Annotated in this window: 17 protein-coding genes; 10 read left to right on the forward strand and 7 right to left on the reverse strand. The window is 63.8% G+C overall.

The window, feature by feature from the left end:
* Window positions 1-7 precede the first annotated feature (7 nt).
* Window positions 8-823, reverse strand: coding sequence for an SDR family oxidoreductase (locus AB5J62_RS25035; protein ID WP_370942376.1), 816 nt, complete (start codon window positions 821-823; stop codon window positions 8-10).
* A 617-nt stretch (window positions 824-1,440) separates the two neighbouring features.
* On the opposite strand from AB5J62_RS25035, the gene AB5J62_RS25040 reads away from it, so the two are divergent.
* From AB5J62_RS25040 to AB5J62_RS25070, 7 genes are all read left to right on the forward strand, one after another.
* The gene (locus AB5J62_RS25040) at window positions 1,441-2,490 is read left to right on the forward strand and encodes an aminotransferase class I/II-fold pyridoxal phosphate-dependent enzyme (protein WP_370942377.1); all 1,050 of its coding nucleotides are present in this window, start codon (window positions 1,441-1,443) and stop codon (window positions 2,488-2,490) included.
* The gene (locus tag AB5J62_RS25045) at window positions 2,487-3,497 is read left to right on the forward strand and encodes a polyprenyl synthetase family protein (protein ID WP_370942378.1); all 1,011 of its coding nucleotides are present in this window, start codon (window positions 2,487-2,489) and stop codon (window positions 3,495-3,497) included. Before AB5J62_RS25040 ends, AB5J62_RS25045 begins: the two co-directional genes overlap by 4 nt.
* Before the next feature lie 2 nt (window positions 3,498-3,499).
* On the forward strand, window positions 3,500-4,483 hold the full coding sequence (locus AB5J62_RS25050) for a UbiA family prenyltransferase (RefSeq protein ID WP_370942379.1): 984 nt from the start codon (window positions 3,500-3,502) through the stop codon (window positions 4,481-4,483).
* Complete coding sequence (locus tag AB5J62_RS25055) at window positions 4,484-6,166, forward strand: prenyltransferase/squalene oxidase repeat-containing protein (RefSeq protein WP_370942380.1); 1,683 nt, start codon at window positions 4,484-4,486, stop codon at window positions 6,164-6,166. It abuts the gene before it with no gap.
* Window positions 6,163-7,470 (forward strand): FAD-dependent oxidoreductase, encoded by a 1,308-nt coding sequence (locus AB5J62_RS25060; protein ID WP_370942381.1) that lies wholly within the window; start codon window positions 6,163-6,165, stop codon window positions 7,468-7,470. The genes AB5J62_RS25055 and AB5J62_RS25060 overlap by 4 nt, the downstream gene beginning before the upstream one ends.
* On the forward strand, window positions 7,460-8,305 hold the full coding sequence (locus tag AB5J62_RS25065; RefSeq protein WP_370942382.1) for a TauD/TfdA dioxygenase family protein: 846 nt from the start codon (window positions 7,460-7,462) through the stop codon (window positions 8,303-8,305). The genes AB5J62_RS25060 and AB5J62_RS25065 overlap by 11 nt, the downstream gene beginning before the upstream one ends.
* 581 nt (window positions 8,306-8,886) lie before the next feature.
* Window positions 8,887-10,674 (forward strand): DUF6119 family protein, encoded by a 1,788-nt coding sequence (locus AB5J62_RS25070; RefSeq protein ID WP_370942383.1) that lies wholly within the window; start codon window positions 8,887-8,889, stop codon window positions 10,672-10,674.
* A 64-nt stretch (window positions 10,675-10,738) separates the two neighbouring features.
* Here AB5J62_RS25070 and AB5J62_RS25075 read toward each other — a convergent pair whose 3' ends face one another.
* A complete protein-coding gene (locus AB5J62_RS25075) occupies window positions 10,739-10,957 on the reverse strand; it encodes a hypothetical protein (protein WP_370950498.1) in 219 nt (72 codons plus the stop codon).
* Between AB5J62_RS25075 and AB5J62_RS25080 the strand changes: the two genes are divergently transcribed.
* Window positions 10,865-11,293: an NUDIX domain-containing protein gene (locus tag AB5J62_RS25080; RefSeq protein ID WP_370950326.1), complete on the forward strand. Its 429-nt coding sequence runs from the start codon at window positions 10,865-10,867 to the stop codon at window positions 11,291-11,293. The two genes, AB5J62_RS25075 and AB5J62_RS25080, sit on opposite strands and share 93 nt — an antisense overlap.
* On the opposite strand, the gene AB5J62_RS25085 is transcribed toward AB5J62_RS25080, so the two are convergent.
* The 5 genes from AB5J62_RS25085 to AB5J62_RS25105 form a co-directional block, all read right to left on the reverse strand.
* The gene (locus AB5J62_RS25085; protein ID WP_370942384.1) at window positions 11,276-11,662 is read right to left on the reverse strand and encodes a hypothetical protein; all 387 of its coding nucleotides are present in this window, start codon (window positions 11,660-11,662) and stop codon (window positions 11,276-11,278) included. The genes AB5J62_RS25080 and AB5J62_RS25085 overlap by 18 nt on opposite strands.
* A gap of 498 nt (window positions 11,663-12,160) precedes the next feature.
* Window positions 12,161-12,598 (reverse strand): hypothetical protein, encoded by a 438-nt coding sequence (locus tag AB5J62_RS25090; protein ID WP_370942385.1) that lies wholly within the window; start codon window positions 12,596-12,598, stop codon window positions 12,161-12,163.
* Window positions 12,599-12,622: 24 nt separating this feature from the next.
* Window positions 12,623-13,039, reverse strand: coding sequence for a hypothetical protein (locus AB5J62_RS25095; RefSeq protein WP_370942386.1), 417 nt, complete (start codon window positions 13,037-13,039; stop codon window positions 12,623-12,625).
* Window positions 13,040-13,272: 233 nt separating this feature from the next.
* Window positions 13,273-13,584, reverse strand: a complete 312-nt coding sequence (locus AB5J62_RS25100) for a hypothetical protein (RefSeq protein WP_370942387.1) — start codon at window positions 13,582-13,584, stop codon at window positions 13,273-13,275.
* Window positions 13,585-13,607: 23 nt separating this feature from the next.
* Entirely contained in the window at window positions 13,608-14,342 is a 735-nt protein-coding gene (locus AB5J62_RS25105) for a hypothetical protein (protein ID WP_370942388.1), read from the reverse strand.
* Between the two features lie 259 nt (window positions 14,343-14,601).
* On the opposite strand from AB5J62_RS25105, the gene AB5J62_RS25110 reads away from it, so the two are divergent.
* Together AB5J62_RS25110 and AB5J62_RS25115 are read left to right on the forward strand one after the other, a co-directional pair.
* Complete coding sequence (locus tag AB5J62_RS25110; protein ID WP_370942389.1) at window positions 14,602-15,303, forward strand: hypothetical protein; 702 nt, start codon at window positions 14,602-14,604, stop codon at window positions 15,301-15,303.
* Window positions 15,300-17,447: a hypothetical protein gene (locus AB5J62_RS25115; RefSeq protein ID WP_370942390.1), complete on the forward strand. Its 2,148-nt coding sequence runs from the start codon at window positions 15,300-15,302 to the stop codon at window positions 17,445-17,447. Before AB5J62_RS25110 ends, AB5J62_RS25115 begins: the two co-directional genes overlap by 4 nt.
* Window positions 17,448-17,476: the final 29 nt, after the last annotated feature.

Below are 17,476 nucleotides of genomic sequence, written 5' to 3' on the forward strand. Positions count from 1 at the left end.
CGAGCGTTCACTGACCTCGGTCGAAAAGCACCGTGCCGGCTCCTTCGAACGCGTCGGCGGGCAGCTCATCGGGCCGAGGGTACCGGGTCAGGTGATTACCCCCGTTCACTTGCAGGTTCAGCCCCGTCGTGAACGAGGGGCCGCAGAGCCACAGCACGGCGTCGGCGATGTCGGCGGGCATCGCCAACCGGCGCATCGGGACCTCACGCTCGTGCACTTGCGCGACGGCGGGGTTGCTGTAGTAACTCCACGCCATGTCGGACAGAATGGCTCCCGGTACGATCGAGTTGACCTTGATGTTGCGGGGACCGTACTCGAGCGCACCGTAACGGACCAGGCAGTCCGCCGCCGCCTTGGCGCACGAGTAGGCGAAGTGAGGCGGAATGACATGCGTGGAACCGGCGGACGTGACGACGACCACCGAACCACCATCGGACATCGCCGCGGCGGCGTGCTTCAGGAAGTAGAAGTTCGCGTAGTAATTGACACGGAGTGCCAGTTCGACGGATTCGGATCCCAATTCGCTGATCGGCCCCATGACAGGCAGCCCGGCGCAATTGACCGCGAAGTCGATGCGACCATAACGCTCGACCGTGGCAGCGACGATGTTCTCTATGTCCTGCTCGCTGGTGACATCGCATCGAACCGCGTGCCCGTCGATCTTGACGGCAAGTTTCTGCAGCGGCTCCAAGCTGCGTGCGCCGACGACGACACGTGCTTTGTTGGCGGCCAGCGCCTCGGCGACAGCCCAGCCCGTCCCTCGCTCGGCCGAAGCTCCGAGAACGAGCGCAACCCGGCCGTCGAAATCCTGCCGCTGTGTCATCGAAATAGCTCCTATTTGACATCAAAGAAAGAAGTCCCCCTGGGCTCCGCACAAGGTAAGGCCCGACAGGGAAGACGAACAGCCGGCGTTCCATCAGCTGGAACACCACCGAGGAGCACTGGACTTTCGGCTCGGATCGTGCGCGGCGACTCCGAGTCAGGTGCTCATGAGTGCCCGGGGCCACCGGCCGGCAAGGCCAGTGGCCGCCGCGATGACCCGGCCGTAGCGGTGCGGGGTCGGCATGTTCGGCGAGCTTCGGCGCTACTCGCGGTATCGCGCGCCGAGAGCACCATGATCGCGTCGGCATACACGGGACGCAGTTCGCGTCAGCAGCCCGAACCCGGTCCGCAGACTGTGCCTCGTAGCCATCGAATAGCGCGCGCCATCCAGCAGATGGTTGACCTTGACCATTACGGGATTTGCCAGACGCAATTATCACCCTAAAGACCCATATGCGGAGAGAGCCAAAGTATTTCGTTCAAGAATTCTTGCATCTAAGTGCAAAAGAAACTCTCAGGATCTGGCTACCGTGGTAGCGTTTCGCCATCCGGCGCATCTTCGGATTTCCAGGAGCGATCAGCTCGGTCGGCCCTCAACCCAACGGGGTTATGTTGAGTGTGGAGAATTCTGCGGCAATTACACCTAAGGCGGTCCGCGAAGATGCGACGCTCCAGCACGAACTGATGCGAAATGAGGTTTTCTTTCCTGCGCTTCCCGGCGTCAAGGATGCGGTAGAACAGGCGCTCAACGAAGTACACAAGCACGGCGACATCTTCGCCGCTGGTCTCTCGGCTCGGATCGCGGCCGAGATCAACGTCCCAGCCGAGCATGTCGTTGTCGGCGCGGGTTCGGCCGCACTGCTGCAGGAGCTCATCCGGACGCAGGCCGGGCCCGGTGAAGAGGTGGTTCTCGCGTGGCCGTCTTTTGAGGCATATCCCGCGATGGTCGCGAATGTGGGCGCGACACCCGTGCGAGTCAGGCTTTCCGACCACCGCCACGACCTCGACGCGATGGCCGCAGCTGTCACAGACCGAACGCGACTCATGCTCATCTGCAATCCCAACAATCCGACGGGCACCGTTCTCGGCCACGACGAACTCGATCGGCTGTTGCGGGCACTGCCGAGCCACGTCACGGTGGCGGTCGACGAGGCGTACCACGAGTTCGCTGATCCGGTTGAGCTGGCTGAGGGGCTGGAACTGCACAAAGAAGACGATCGCGTCTGCGTCGTGCGGACCTTCTCAAAAGCATACGGACTACTGGGGTCGCGGGTCGGCTACCTCGTCGGGCATCCCCCGCTGATCCGAGTCCTAAGCCGAACGCTTCCCTTCTTCCGCGCCAACGCGCTGGGCCAGGCCGCGGCGTTGGCAGCGCTGGACGCGGCCGATGAAATGCGGCGGCGGTGCGCGGTCATCGTGGCCGAGCGGAACCGTATCCGCTCCGTCTTGGGCGACATCGGCTTGCTTACGCCGGATAGCGGCGGAAATTTCCTCTGGCTTCCTTTGGGCGAGGAAGCCGAGGCGTTCGCTCGCTTCTGCACCGATCGCGGTGTACGCGTCTGGGGCCTGCCGGGTGAAGGCGTGCGAGTGACCATCGGTGACCGCTCCGCATGCGACGCCTTCGTCGCAGCGGCCGCCGAGTACCCCGGGATAGGTGCACAATCATGAGCGACGCCCCTGCCGTTCCCATGCCCGACACGATATCGATCTTTTTGCTCGACAAGCTTCAGCGAGAGTTGGAATACCTCTGGCCGCCCGGTGCCGAACCAATACATGAAATGTCCCGATATGCGCTGCTGCCGCCTGGCAAGCTTCTGCGGCCGCAGCTGTTCATGCACTCCGCGAAAGCAGTCGGAGGGAACCCGGAACCGCTGCTGGCCGCCGCACTGAGCGTCGAATACCTGCACGTAGGATCGCTCATTCACGACGATGTCATCGACGACGACGCAATACGCCGCGGCAGGCCATCGGTGCAAGCTCGCTACGGTGTTCCGGGCGCAATCGTAAGCGGCGACGCCCTCATGCTTCGGTCAATCTCGATTTTGGTCACGCACGCAACGAATCACGCCCCTGCGGCCTCTGTCATCAAGGCCGCGCGGATGCTCGCTGAAACAGGCGAAGGCCTGTGCCGAGGCCAGGCTTTGGAGGCGAAGCTTTGCGGTGACGTGCGCTGCGGGCTGTCCAGCTACCGGTCGATGGTCGAGCAGAAGACCGGCGCACTGTTCCAGGCATCCTGCGAGATCGGAGCGCTGCTCGGCGGTGGGGCGGCACCGCAGGTGCGGGCGCTGAACCGGTTTGGCCACCATCTCGGTATCGCCTTCCAAATGTGGGACGACCTGTTGTCTTACGTCTCCGGGGAGGAAAGGACAGGCAAGCCAGGGAGGAGCGACGCCGCCAACCGCAGGCCAACGCTACCGGTGCTTGTGGGCTACGACGTAGCGGATGAGGCAGGCCGGGCACAGTTCGAGTTGGCGTTGAGCGGAAAGATACCCGAGTCTGACGCACACGGACTGCTGCTCGGTTTGCTGGACGACAGTGGCGCACTGCCGCTGGCCGAGGAGATGGCGGCGCGGGAGACTCAAGTCGCCAAGTCGTACCTTGCGGACTTGCCGGATCCCGACACCGCGGCCGAGCTGGCCGCACTCGCAGACGCGGCGATTCGCAGGCGAGGCTGATCGTGACGACTTCGTGGCGCCGGCACCTGATAGCGCATCTGCAAACCTGGCGCCCGTACACCCTGTGCTACCCCGGGCTCGTCGGCCTCGCAGGCCTGACATCGGTAGCTGGAGCACCGTCGCTACCCCAGCTCGTGACCAGCTGGGCGATACCGACGCTCGGCTGGTTGTCCGGCCACTACCTTGGTGACTATTTCGACCGCCATCTCGACGCGATCAGCAAGCCGCACCGGCCGATCCCGTCCGGCAGGCTGAGTCCTCGTGCAGCCGTGACCACAGGTGCGGTCTTCGCGGCGAGCGCCGCTATCTTCGCAGCGCTCACCAACTGGCACAGCGTCGTGCTGCTACTCGCCGCGATGGCAGGAATCGTCGCCTACAGCTACGTGTTCAAAGGCCGGGGACTGTCAGGCAACATCGTACGTGGCACCTTGACAGGACTTGCGCTGCTGTTCGGCGTCATGCAAACGGAGCCACTACCGCCATGGCGAATCCTCCCATTCGCAGCGATGTTCCTGTTACACGACACGGCGTCGAACTTGGTTGGCACCCTACGCGATGTCGAGGGCGATCGCGCGGGCGGTTACCGGACGTTTCCGGTCCGTCACGATATACGCGTGGCTTCGCGGATGGCCGTGCTGCTGTACATAGCGGCACTCACGGCAGCCGCGGCGGGCGCGTGGGCCTCGCCAGGCCACCTGCCGGCTTTTTGGCTGCTGCTACTACTCGCCGCCGTAGTCGGTGTCCGTGCGTTCGTTTTCGTTCTCGGAAAGCACTCTCAGTTCGACGCGCTGCGGGCGCATCAGGTGCTGGTCGCTGAGCGGTTGATACTCGCCGGCGCTGTCGTCGCGAACGGGTTGGGGCTCATACCCGCGCTGATCGCCATCGCCGTGGTACTCGCGATCAGCCTGCCGACGCAGGCGGTCATGCGTGCCCGCCACGAGTTCCCATCACTCGCGTCAAGCGTCATGGAAGAAAGAAGAAGCTAAGTGTCCCAGACGAGTCCGCGACTTCTCGATTCCGCCGAGGAGGCGCTACGCCGTGGCGTAGATGGCTTATTCGCCATGCGACGGGCCGACGGTGTGTTCGACTTCGGCGGCACAGGCTGGACATCCGTACTGTCCACCGTCGGTGCGATCTCCGCGCTTCACGCGGCTGATCCGGTACGATCGGCCAGCCTGATCGCCGGTGGCGTGGAATGGCTGTGCGAAATGCAACAGCCAGATGGTGGCTGGAGCACCGTGCCAGGCGTGTCCGCTGAGGCAGGCCCCACCGCGGTCGTCTGCGCCACGCTGCACCTGCTCGCTCCTGAGCGTGCCACCGACGCCGTGCGAGCAGGCCAGGCTTGGCTGGTCCGGTTCGGCGGGCTGGACGCGTTGCCGCACCGGGAGATGGCCGCTGTGTGCAGCCGATTCTACGCGACGGCGGGCTGGCTCGACCCGGACGCGCTGCCGAGGCTACCGCTGGAGCTGGCGGCATTCCCCCGGTTGTTCCGACAGTTGCTGGACTTCCGGGCACCGCTCGTCGCGGCGGCCGCTCTGGCGCAAGTACGCACCAGGAAGCAGAACCCGATACGGCAACTGTTGAACAGACTGGGCACCCCCGGAGCGCTCCGGCTGATCCGACAGATCTACGAGCACGAAGGCATGACCGGCGAATTCAGCGATGACCCGTGGGCAGCTGGACTCGCCTGCGGTGCACTCGCTCGTGCCGGGGCGGCTCCCGATCTGGTCGCACTGACAGTGGAGTGGCTGCGCGCCAAAGCGAATCCGGACGGGTCCTGGAACATGATGTCGCTGGACCTGACCTGGTCTTCGTACGCCGTCGCGGGTCTGCTCGACGCGGGGCACAGCGATGATCCGAGACTCATCACGACGGGTGCGATGTTCCTGGACCGCCAGCAGAACCGGCCTTTCGAGCCGTTCGGCACGGCGGCCGGATTCTGGGGCTGGTCATCTCCGCGCGGCTGGCCCGCGTCGGTCGAGACAGCCGAGGTGACGGCCGCGTTGGCACGGCTGCCCGGCGGACGGACGGGCGAGCACCTCGCGAACGCCGTCGGCTGGTTGCGTGCGCAGCAGGACAGCAGGGGCTCTTGGAGCTTGTGCGTACGAAACACCAGGGTGGCGAACTGCGGGCCGTGTCCGCACACCACCGCACAAGCCGTGGACGCTCTGCTGCACGCGGGTACGCCGGTCTCGGACCGCGAGATACGGGACGCGGTGCACTGGCTGTTGGCGAACCAGCGGCATGACGGCACCTTTGACTCAGTCTGGTATCGCCCGGCCACCTCGGGTACCTCAGTGGTGCTGGCTACGCTCGCCAGATGTGGCCACCGGAACCACCTGGTGGCAAGGCGCGCTGTCGAGTGGCTGATCACCACCCAGCTCGACGACGGCTCATGGAGCACGGGCGATGGCACAACGCCAGGCACGGTCGAGGAGACTGCGTGGGCCGTGTGCGCGCTGCAGGCGGCAGGAGGGTCAGCTGAAGCCGTGGAACGCGGCGTTGTCCACCTGCTCGCCGCACAGCAGCTTGACGGGCGGTGGCCCGAGGCCGCGGTGAGCGAGTACATCCGGGAGGCAGCTCGTTTTCCCAATGGCGGGCTGACCAACGGATTGGCGCTGCGCGCACTAGCGGCCTATGTCAACACGGCAGGGCGGGCGGGCTCATGAGTACGGACGTCGTGGTGTGCGGGGCAGGCGTGGGTGGGCTGGCCACCGCACATGCGCTCAGCGCGCTAGGCCTGCGGGTCCTCGTCATCGAAAAGCAGCCGAGTGTGCGGGCAGTCGCGAAGGGCGAGGTATTCCAGCCCTCGGCGCTGGCAGCACTGCGGACGTGGGGAGTGGAGCAGCGGCTGCTCGAGCTAGGGGCGCTCGGGCTGCATCGCATCGTGGTCCGAGACCAGTGTTCCGAACCGATGTTGTCACTCGACTATCGGGGACTGCCAGGTCCGGACCAAGACCTGCTGGCGCATGACTACCCGACAATCTTGACAGCAATGACAGACTGCCTGGACTTCAACGTCGAGCTCCGTCGCGGCGTTCTGGCCGACGAGCTCCTGCGCGACGAGACGGGACGCGTTGTCGGTGTGCGGGTGAAGGAGCACGGCCAAGTCAGCGACATTCATGCGCGGCTCGTGGTCGCCGCCGACGGAGTCTCATCTCGCTTGCGGCGAGCGGCGTCCATCGAGGTGCGAAGGCTGGACTATCCACACCGGCTGCTGTGCCTCGAGCTGCCCGCTTCGGGAGAGCAGCCGCCCGACTTCTCCGCCTATGTGACCGATCGTGGCATGCGGCTGTGCTACCCACTCCCCGGTGACCGCATTCGGCTCTATCTTCAGGTGGCGCCGGACGAACTACGTGGCCTCGACGAACCGGCACTCGCTGCTTGGTGCCACACGGCACTACACCAAGTGCCGGCGTTGCGGCAACTGATCGACCGCGCGGTGGCGAGCCTCAGGCACAAGCAGGTGCTACCGGTGTCCCGGCACATCGCTTCGCGACTGACCGTGCCAGGGCTCGTGCTGGTCGGCGAGGCTGCGCACTCGGTGCACCCGATGGCCGCACAGGGCATGCGCACGTCAGTGGGCGACGCCGTGCACCTCGCGGCGGAGCTGGCCCGCTCGGGCGACCTGTCGTTGACCGAGGTCGACGACACACTCCTGAGATACACCGAACGGCGGACACCCGAGCTGATCCACATAGGACGGATGAGTCACAACGCGACCCGGATGACCACCGGCACGATGTGGCTCGGCCGCTGGTTCGGCCGTCGGGCGGCCCGCCGCACGTCGGCGAATCCACAGCTGTTGCGCGCCGTGACGTCGAACATGTCCGGCATCGGCGCTCGCCCATTGACCACCTTCGACCGGCTGCACCAGTTCGGTCTAGTTCCACATCTCGGTGCACGCGGGCGAACAGCTCAGTCAAACCACCAAGCACACTTTAGCGAGCAGAGGAAGCCCAATGAGATCTGACAGCATGCCCCGGTTCGAGGTACGGCGATTGGCAGGCGCACTCGGCGCCGAGGTCCACCACGTACGGCTCGCCGAGGCCACGGTCGAGGACATCGATCAGATCCGCACGTTGCTCGGCGAGCACCTGGTGCTGTTCTTCCCCAGCCAGTCCGACTTGACACCCGAGGCCCACGTCGCGGTCGGCCGGCTTTTCGGCGAGATGGAAATCCATCCATTTCTGCCGAAATTCGAACGCCATAGCGAGCTGGCGGTGCTCGACTCCGCAGCAGGTGTGAAAGCCGACGTGTGGCACACCGATGTGACGTTCAGCAAGAATCCGCCACTTGCGTCCATCCTCCAACTGGTCACGTGCCCGGACGTAGGAGGTGACACCATGTGGAGCAACCAGCAACTGGTGTACCGGTCTCTGTCAACGCCGCTCCGTGATCTGCTCGACGGGCTCACCGCCATACATTCGTTCAGCCACCCTCGCGGCGGTTTCGTCGCTGAGGCCGAACACCCGGTCGTGCGGACGCATCCGGAGACCGGGCATCGCTCGCTGTATGTGAACCGCCTGTTCACCTCGCACATCCCTCAGCTGTCCCGGGCGGAGAGCGACGCATTGCTCAAGTACCTGTTCGGGTTCTCCGAGCAACCGCAATTCACCTGCCGATACCACTGGCGCCCTGGCGACGTGGCGATATGGGACAACCGCGCGACCCAGCACTATGCGATCAACGACTACACAGAACGCCGCATCGGCAGGCGGGTGACCATTCTCGGGGACGAACCCGCGGGCGACGATCCACGCTGGACGCACCACGTGGCACCCGGTACCAGCGCGGCAAACCAGTAGCAGCGGACGATGCTCCGCTCTTTCGAAAGAGTATCCATCAAGGTTTCGCCATGATGACGGGGAGAGCAGCCGTTCCAGGCGGACACCCGGAACCCGGACGCGGCCAGCGCTTCCGAAGCTACGGCCAAGTCCCAGGTAGAATGACATAGCAGGTCGACTGAAGCGCCAGCCGCGCGTTGACTCCGCGCAACTCTCTACAGGTCACATACCAGATACGGCTGAACGTCACGGATGCCGCGGGACGCGACATCGAATCACGGAGCTGTGGTGTGCCAGCTGTGGAAGCCGTGCGCGTATGCCGGAAATCGCGTTCGCCGACTTCGGCATAGCGACGCGGGTCTTGTCCGGCGATAGCCGAAATGGGCTTGCCCCGTTTGACGGACATCTTGGCGTCCCACCCCGCTGAAGCCGGTACGCTACTTACCTGAGTCTTCCCGCGATACGCCAACTAGCAACCGGTTCACCGCGCCGTGTCCACGAAATGCGAGTGACAGTCCGATCACAGGAACCGTCATTGCGTAACAACGAGCGAGTGCGGTTCGACTTGCCAGAAACACGGGGAAAATCGACGGGAGCGCTGCATGAGCCACAAACGGTCCAACAGCGCCATCTGGAAGATCAGCCTGCCGGACGACACGAAACCTCAGCAGCAGGCCAAGTTCATCATCGATCGCTACCGCACCTTGTCCACCGTGGATCCCACGAAGCACAAACCGCTGCGTGAGATCGCTCTGCTGCAGTCGTTCGGCGACGTGGAAATGAGCCTCTACGTCCGGTCGAGAATGAGCTTGGGCTTCCTCCCCTTCGTACAGGCCTACCTCGCCGAACCAGATGACCAGAAGTACTTCCGGTCCTCGAGCAAAGACGCTCTGCTCTTCATCGCGACCAGCGGATCGCTTTTCGCCGTCACTTCGGGGGCAGGCCACCGCGTGATCGAAGACTACGTCGACTACACGTTCCCCTTCGATACCGCGAAGCGCCTTATCGCGAACAACTTCAAGGCAGCCGATGTACGCGAGTTTGCTGGCCCCAGGACCAGCAGGACCGAGACCTACCGGCGCGCTTACTCGATCACGAAGAGCGAGTCCTTCGGCAAGGTCTGGAAGCGGCTGGTCGGCCGGGTGAACACCGCCCTACTGGCCAAGGACAGCTTCCTGCTCAGCATCATCAATCCGAACCGGCCTCCGGCGCTGGAAGTCAAGTCCTCCTTCGTGCTCCGCAAGAAGCTGGACCTCAGCCAGCTGATTTCCCTCATCAGGGAAATCGAAGATCTTCCCGCTCCGACACCCGAACAGCTGCGCCAGCTCTCGTTTCTCGACAATCTCTATCCGGTAAAGAGCAAGCAGCGCGAAGATGAACTCAAGGAGGAGTTCATCGAGAACTTCCGGCTGTCGATAGCCGGCCAAGGCGAGATCGATCTGGACATCTGCGATCCGGACGACGTGTCCCGGTACTACACGGGATCGAACTTCAGGATGTCGTACTGGCCGATCGAAGGGGATCCGCCAACCAAGGAAGACATCATCGAGGTACTACGAAAGCAGTACCAGGAGCAGCTCGAAAGCAAGGAAGCTTTCTTCGATCTGGTGACGACCGCGAAAGTCCGATACTCCGTGGACACCGACGAAGATTCGGACAAAGTGACCAAGGAGCTTTACCGGCTCATGCACGGCCAAGTGGATCTCGAAGGCCAGACCTACTTCCTGCTCGACAAGGTCTGGTATCGCAGCCAGGGCGACTTCCTGGAGAACCTCAAGAAGGACTTTCTCTTTGAGACCTTCGAGGCGCCGGATCCGATCTTGATCACCGAAGCCCTGAAGTTCACCCCTTGGACCAGCGGCGACGAGCACGCCTACAACCAGCGTCAGGCGGGGTTCGACGGCTTCTACTTCGGCGACAAGATCTTCGCCGTCGTCGACACGGGCCAGGTCGAGCTGTTCGACCTGATCAAGGTCGACGCCGGCACCCTGTACGTGATCCACGTGAAGGAAGGCTTCGACGCCAGCATGCGGGACGCATGCTCTCAGATCTCCGTCTCGGCCGACGTGATCGACGCGGACGTCAAGAACGAGAAGAAGGTGCTGAGCGCCTACTACTCCGTCTGGGCACAGCACTCGATCAACCAGCACAAGAACGTCTCACAAGCTGATTTCCTGGCGTGGTTCGACCTGCACATCGTCTATGTCGTGGTCGCCTCGACCAGGGAGTTCACGGCGCAGACCTTCGAGAAGAACAGGCTCCGCTCGCACATCGCCCGGCGCGAGATCATCGCCACCCGCAACGAGTTCCGCGGCCTCGGCCGCGTGTTCCGGCTCGCTCACACCACGCACAAGGTGATCAAGCCCGCCAAGAAGTCGTCTACCGAGTAATCAGAGGCCCGGCAGCGGCTCCGTTCCAGAGCCGCCCATCATGGTAAGTCACCCGAACGGATCTTTACTGTCGAAGTGACGGTAAAAGGTTTGTGTTCATGTCTGACGACGACTGACTCCCCCGCTGATCTTGGTGGCGGTCGATCTGGTGATCTTCACCTTGCGCGAGTCGGTGCTGCACGCGCTGCTCATCGAGCGGGGTGTCGAGCCGTTCCAAAGCGCGTTGGCCTTGCCAGGCGGGTTCTTCGAGGACGACCAGGAAGACATCCGCGCCGCCGCTCACCGCGAGCTGCTCCAGGAAGCGAACCTCGCGGATCGCGTCGCAGCTGCATCTAGAGCAGTTGGGCCACCTACGGGGCGCCGCGACGCGATCCGCGAGGACGGGTCGTCTCGGTGGCCTACCTGGCCATCGCTCTGCGACTATCGGAGCCCTTGGCGGGCGCCGACGCCGCACACGCGACGTGGACACCGGTTCCCGACATCCTGCGCGGGCATATCCGGTTGGCGTTCGACCACGGGGAAATCCTCGCCGACGGGCTGGAACGAGCCCGGTCGAAACTCGAGCATTCGGCGCTGGCCACCGCGTTCTGCGGCGAAACCTTCACCATCCACGACCTAATGCAGGCCTAGGCCACTCGACCGGCGCGCCGGTCAACTGGCCGTTGAGCTGGTGGGCGATCTCCAGCGCGACCAGGAACGGATACCTGACCGCGTTCACCGGGTCGAGCACGTCGAGATCCACCAACGCGCAGGGAATCCCGGTTTCCACGCACCTGCTCGAGATGAACCACCTCAGCAGCGTCGCCTTGCCATAGCCACCGGCCCCGACCAGCCGCAGTGCATGCGGGGCGCCGTCGAGTAGCCGTTCAAGTCCGGCCTCGAGCGTAGGGCGGTGGAGATAGCGGGCCGCGCCGAGGAACGTGCTGCGGTGCAGCTCACGGGCGACCAACGTGCGGGCGAGTTCGTTGCGCCGTCCCGACAGCGCCATCCCACGAACGGAAGCAGCAGCGGATCGGTCAGGACGTCGAGCAGGTTGTGGCAGCCCGCGAGATCCATCCGGCGCACGCACGCTTCGAAGTCGGCGGTGAGCGCTTCCACCGCGCGGTCCTCGTCGACCAGCAGTAGCGCGCGCAGTCGCTCGATCGGCAGGTCCCGTGCGTCACAGTGCGCGGCGGACCTCGTCGCGAACAACCATAATCCGGCTGGTACTTGGCGAGCGGGCGCCCCTGCGAACCACGATTCCCAGGCCGCGTCCCGCAGTCCGCTGTGGACGCGGTGCTTGCCGTCACCTCCCGGCAGCACTTCGACGCCACCGAGCTCGCGCAGCCGGTCGAGATCGGCTGCCCCATCAGCCCGTAATACGGCTTCATAAGTCTTTTCGTCGAACATCCGCGGCAGCGCGGCTCGCGCGAAGGTGGCGCGGTTCGATTCATCGAACGTATTGAACAACTGCAGAGCGAGTTCGTGGTCACGCCCTGCCATGATTTCATTTCAACCCCGCTTCCTGGAGCAGGAAGTCATGGCGCAGCTGCAGTTCCGCGGAAAAGAACTCACCTTCCTGGGTCGACAGCTGCTCCGCCCAGACGAGCATCTTCGCGCGGACCTGCTGCCACCGAGCCTGGATGTCATCGTCGCCCGGGTCCAACGGGAACCGAGCCATCAGCTCCCAGGCCAGCATCTCGGCGTCTTTCATCCGGAACGGCTGGATCCGGATCGCCCGCGAGCGCAACACGTCTTCAGAGACGACGTGGCTCAGGTCGCTCGGGTCGATCGCCGCCACGACCCGGACCGCGCCGAACTCACGGAGGGCGGCCGGCTGCAGCAGATCGCGGTACAACAGCTCGAGCTCCCGAACCTGCCCGAGGTTGTCGAGGACGAGCACGAGCGGCGCGTGGCGGGCGAGCCTTCTCAAGAAGTCCTGCAAGATCTTGTACTTCGGGTCGACGTCCTAGAACGCGTCTTCGGGCCGAAAGCCCAGCATGACCGGCCCCGGCGGCGTGCCGGACAACGCCGTGAGCGCGTCGTCGCAGGCCTCTCCCGCACACGAATCCAGCCAGCGTTTCGCTTGCACGATGACGTCTCGGACGAAATCGCCGGTGCTGGTTTCGCCCGAAGGCTCAAATGGCCCGCCGGTGCCCCGCCGACCAGCTTGGTCAGCAGGTAGGAACGCAGCACCAGACTCTAGCCCACATTGCTGCCGAACCAGACCGGCGAACTTCAGCACCTCGGTCACATCGAGCCCGGCGTTCATCGTCTGCTGGACGTTTTCGCTCACCACCGTCATATTGCCGCGATTGTCGCTCATGTTGATGGTCGTATTGGTGACGCTCGAACCACCGCGCGCACGGTTGAGATAGTCGGACACGGACCCTCCGAAATCAGTGAGACAAGCATGACCCTCAAATGTCAGCCGAGGACGGATCATCCCCTCGCCCGCCTCCTCGACAAGAGACTGCTTCGATCAAACCGGTACGCACGAGGTACTCCGCCGCCCGCGCGACGTCGCGCTCACCGAATCTCTGACCGTGATGCTGGAGACGATCACTGGCGAGGAAACCGTCCCAGCTCGGAACTTCCTCATCGCGTTCCTCGTTCTCGTCAAGCCAGCGCAGCATCTCCTTGCGCAACGACGCGGCTCGGTTCGCGGGGGTCGGCACGCGCCGTCTGCAGCTTCTGTACGGCAGCGATGCCATCGGGCGTGATCATCGCGTCGGCGCCACCCAGCGTCGAGACGTCCTTCGCCAGGCCACGCTGGGCGAGATACGGCACGAGCTGGAAGCCGAACGCGAGCTCCAGCCCGTGTTCGGTGAGGTACGGACTGATATCAGAGGACTCCGGCTCCGCCCCCGTGCTCACGGCGTAGAGCCACTCCAGCAACCCGGACGCGTGTTCTTCGATGTTCGCTGTCATTACTCGACTCCCTTACTGGCAGACTAGCTACTGCTTTGAACCGAGAACTCCCATGTCTTCTCCTGACGCTGGACGTTCTTGTTCTCCACGGCGAACACGTACCGATAGTGATGTCCGGCTTTGATACCAAAGGTGAAATAGCCGTGTTCGTTGTTGGAGCAGTCATCCTGTTTCTGTGTCGCTTTGACGTCGTTGTCGTATTCGACGTAGGTCAGGTAGCACGGTTTCAACGAGCCGCACGGGCCACTGGCCCACACCGTGACCTGAATGCTGGCCCGGAGGGCGACCACACGGGGCGCCACCCAGCTGTTGGCGCTGTCGTTGACGATGATCTCGAAGGGCTCGTCGCATCCGGCACCCTGCGGAGCACTCGACGACCGGTTCGAAACCGGAACCCCGCCCTGGTCATTGACGGCGCTCGAAGTGATGGACAAAGGCTCGGCGCTGCTCGACGCACTGCTCTGTGAGATGGATGTCGTGGGCGAAGCCGCGGTAGTCGAAACCTCGGCCTCGGTACGCGGCTCAGAGTTGTCTCCCGTCCATTGCGCGATCACGCTGCGGCCTCCCACGAGAAAAGAGACCACGAGACAGAGCACTCCCAAGGCCGCGATCCAGCGGAGAGCCTTTGAAGACACCTTGTGCTCGCCGCGAGATCGCGTTACCCCGACAAGATGGACCACCCCGCCGCTTACTGCGAAGACGAGCAGCCCCACGCCGAAGATGAATACCGTGAGCGCGGTGGGATTGGACCAGTTCAACGCACGCCTCCCCTGGGTTGCCGGGCCGGTTGGCTGTCACCAATAGCGCCAAGGTCGCGCCCGGAGCGCCTGGTGTTACACACCGAAGCCCTTCGGATCGCGTCGAAGCATCCGCACAAAAAACGCACAGAACGCGCACAAGTAACTCACCAACCGAACGCATCAGCCAAAGGGCGGATACGCACGCACATTGATCCACAAAGGTTCTTGCGAGTATCGCCGAAAGAAGGCAAGGTTGCGACGAAGACCGGGGAGGATCATGACAGCGACATCGGAAGCCGCGGACGCGGAGGAGCGCCCGTCCGCCACTCGGACACAGCACGCCATCCGACTGCTCGTACTACTCTCCGAGTGCGGGGAACCAACTGTCGACGGCGATCCGGTGGGCGCAGTAAGAGCCGTCAGAAGTGAACTGAAGCTGCAAGCGATGGACTTTTGGATGCGCAACCCCGATTACCTCGCCGACCAGTTGGTCACCTTGGTCGAAGCGGGAAAGATCTCCGACAGTTTCCTGGATACCGCTCGCTCACTTTTGAAAGACCCAGAACCGGACCTGCGGTGGTACCCGATGCCACGCTGGTTCTTCGGTGCCTACGAACAACTCGACGACGCATTCGCGCTGCTGGAAACCTACGGTCTCGCAACCTTGAAGCGAACCGGTCAACCAGGGAGGCAGAGCCTGCGCAATCAGTTCTATCTGACGCAGAATGGAGCAGATGCGACTGTAGAGCTTGCCGCCGACCCCATCTTGGGCTGGTACACCAGGCAGGTGAAACTCGTGTCGATGGTAGCCGGTGATGACGCCGGCCAACGACTGAAAGACCGGCAATACGAGCAAGCCACGTACGCGAATACAGAACTCGGTCTCGACATCGCTCCGATTGCGCCACGGGTGCTGGAGCGACTCGAGGCCATGCGAGCACTCAAATCAACTCGAGCCGACGGCGGAGGTCGAACGTGAGTGCTCTTGCCGAGGAGATCGTCAAGAACCTCGCAAAACGGTTGGGTGAACGGCGACACGTCCTGTCCGTCGGCGCGGTGGACGAGGTTCTCGAGGACCTCGGCATCCCGACCTTGGCGACAAAGGCGGTTCCGGTCGCGCTGCGCGCGACACGAATCCACTTCAGCGGTACCAAAAGACTCAACCCGACCCACCCCGACGCGGAAGGTCACGAAGCCGAGACGCACGAGGAGCTTGGCACGTCGACATCCACCGATCCGCATGACGACCAAGGAAGTTCGCCTACGCCTGGGACAAGGCTGGCGCGGGTTCCCTTCAGTTTTGAGTGGAAGCCACGGGCAGGAGTCAACGGCATCGGCTCGGGACGGAACCTGCGCGGCAAGTCGACAGTCCTCAACGTCCTGATGTGGTCGCTGACCGGTCGGTGCACACGCTTCCAGCCCGACATCCTGCGATGGATCGAGCATGTCGAGGTCGACTGGACACTCGGCGCCGAACGGCTGCGCGTGTCTTTCGACGCGGCCGCGGGGTCGGCGAAAGGACACATTCTCAAAGTCGGTGATGTAGGCGGACCTGCCAAGGCCACCATCCTCGGTGAGTTCAACGGCGCCGATTTCGAAGGTGTGATGGGTTCGCTGATGATGACTCGGCTGCGCCTCGAGCACATCCCGGTCTGGACCGACAAGAAGAAAAACGTGCACGCCTGGCCGTCCTACTCCAGCTCCTTTGTGGTGCGAGCCAACCAGCTCGACCCGATCGTCGGGAACGAGCAGACCATCGGCGTACGCATGATGCAGATGTTCATCGGCACGGACTGGGCTCCCGCGCAGGCATCCGCGATGACGGCTCGACGGGAAATGGACAGCGAACGATCGGCAGCCAACGAGAAAGCCACTGCCGCCGGCGAGGCGGTAGAGGCAAGCCGAAAGGCCGCGCAGACAGCGGTCGACGCAGCGAAGGCGAAGATCGCGGTGCTTCCTTCGGGAACGCCCGACGTCACGGAAACGCTGAGGTTCGCTACGCACGCATCCGACCTGTCGCGACGGATTCATACGCTCGAGGGTCGGCTGATCGCACAGTCGTCGCTCGCCGAGACAGCACGACAGCAGCTCAAGGCAATGAAGGCACGCGCCCATACCGACATCGAGAACGCGCTCGCGACCAAGTTCTTCCACCGTATGCGGCCGACCGTGTGCCCACGCTGTACCGCGGAGGTAACAGCCGAACGGCAGGCAGCCGAGCCAGACAGACACGAATGCTCGGTGTGCGCGAGCGACCTCAACCTTGACGCACTGAACTCCGACGTCATCGTCGCGGCGTCCGTGCCCGCGAACGTGGCATCGGCCCTCGTAGCGGGCACGTCAGGTGCTGACGGGGATGCGACCGAGTCCGCAGATGGGTCGAGCGACGAACTCGCTGCGGCCGAAGCCGCTTTGGCCGCAGCACAAGCCGGCACAGCAGCGCTGGCGGCCGAGATCGAGAAACTGGCCCGGCAGCGCGATGAGGCAGCGGCGAAAGCCGGGGTTGGGGGCGACTTGCTCGGCGCGGCCAGCGCACGCCGTGTTCTCGAACTCGAACTCGCGCGTGCCGAAGGCGGCCTCATGGCACTGGCTCAGTCGAGCGATCCGAAATCGGTAGACCCTGTCGACCCAGCGCGCGCAGCGATCGCCGACGCCGCCGAGCAGGTCTTGAAGAAATGGGTGAAGAGCGAGCAAGACCCCCTTCTGTCAAAGATTTCCGCCGACATCGAGCGGCTTGCCGGGAGTTTCGGAGCCGGCAATCTCAGCAATATCAGACTCGACGGTGCCGCGAATATGGCACTGCACAAGAACGGCGAGCCGACCACCTACTCCAGCATCACCGAAGGTGAGAAACTCCGTGTGAAGATCGCGACCGCGATCGCCCTGATCAAGCACGGCTACGCGGAGGGCATCGGGCGGCACCCCGGCTTCCTGGTCTTGGACTCACCTGCCGCCGAAGAGATGCCTGAGTCGGACCTCGCGACCATGGTCGAAGCGCTACGGTCGGTCGCAGAGGAGGCCGACATGCAGATTTTCGTGGCGACTCGCAACGCCGCCCCGCTTGCCGAACTGCTCCCGCAGGCCAGCCGTGTGGTAGCCGAAGGCGACGACTACGTGTGGTGACCGGTTTGGTGCGGTGCTTCAGCGCCGAC

Source organism: Amycolatopsis sp. cg5, assembly GCF_041346955.1.
Taxonomy (GTDB): domain Bacteria; phylum Actinomycetota; class Actinomycetes; order Mycobacteriales; family Pseudonocardiaceae; genus Amycolatopsis.

What these genes read in the sequence shown, in the direction of transcription:
- AB5J62_RS25065 (WP_370942382.1), top strand. Translation starts at nt 7,460, where the DNA reads ATGAGATCTGACAGCATGCCCCGGTTCGAGGTACGGCGATTGGCAGGC.
- AB5J62_RS25060 (WP_370942381.1), top strand. Translation starts at nt 6,163, where the DNA reads ATGAGTACGGACGTCGTGGTGTGCGGGGCAGGCGTGGGTGGGCTGGCC.
- AB5J62_RS25070 (WP_370942383.1), top strand. Translation starts at nt 8,887, where the DNA reads ATGAGCCACAAACGGTCCAACAGCGCCATCTGGAAGATCAGCCTGCCG.
- AB5J62_RS25100 (WP_370942387.1), bottom strand. Translation starts at nt 13,584, where the DNA reads ATGACAGCGAACATCGAAGAACACGCGTCCGGGTTGCTGGAGTGGCTC.
- AB5J62_RS25035 (WP_370942376.1), bottom strand. Translation starts at nt 823, where the DNA reads ATGACACAGCGGCAGGATTTCGACGGCCGGGTTGCGCTCGTTCTCGGA.
- AB5J62_RS25045 (WP_370942378.1), top strand. Translation starts at nt 2,487, where the DNA reads ATGAGCGACGCCCCTGCCGTTCCCATGCCCGACACGATATCGATCTTT.
- AB5J62_RS25110 (WP_370942389.1), top strand. Translation starts at nt 14,602, where the DNA reads ATGACAGCGACATCGGAAGCCGCGGACGCGGAGGAGCGCCCGTCCGCC.
- AB5J62_RS25085 (WP_370942384.1), bottom strand. Translation starts at nt 11,662, where the DNA reads ATGGCGCTGTCGGGACGGCGCAACGAACTCGCCCGCACGTTGGTCGCC.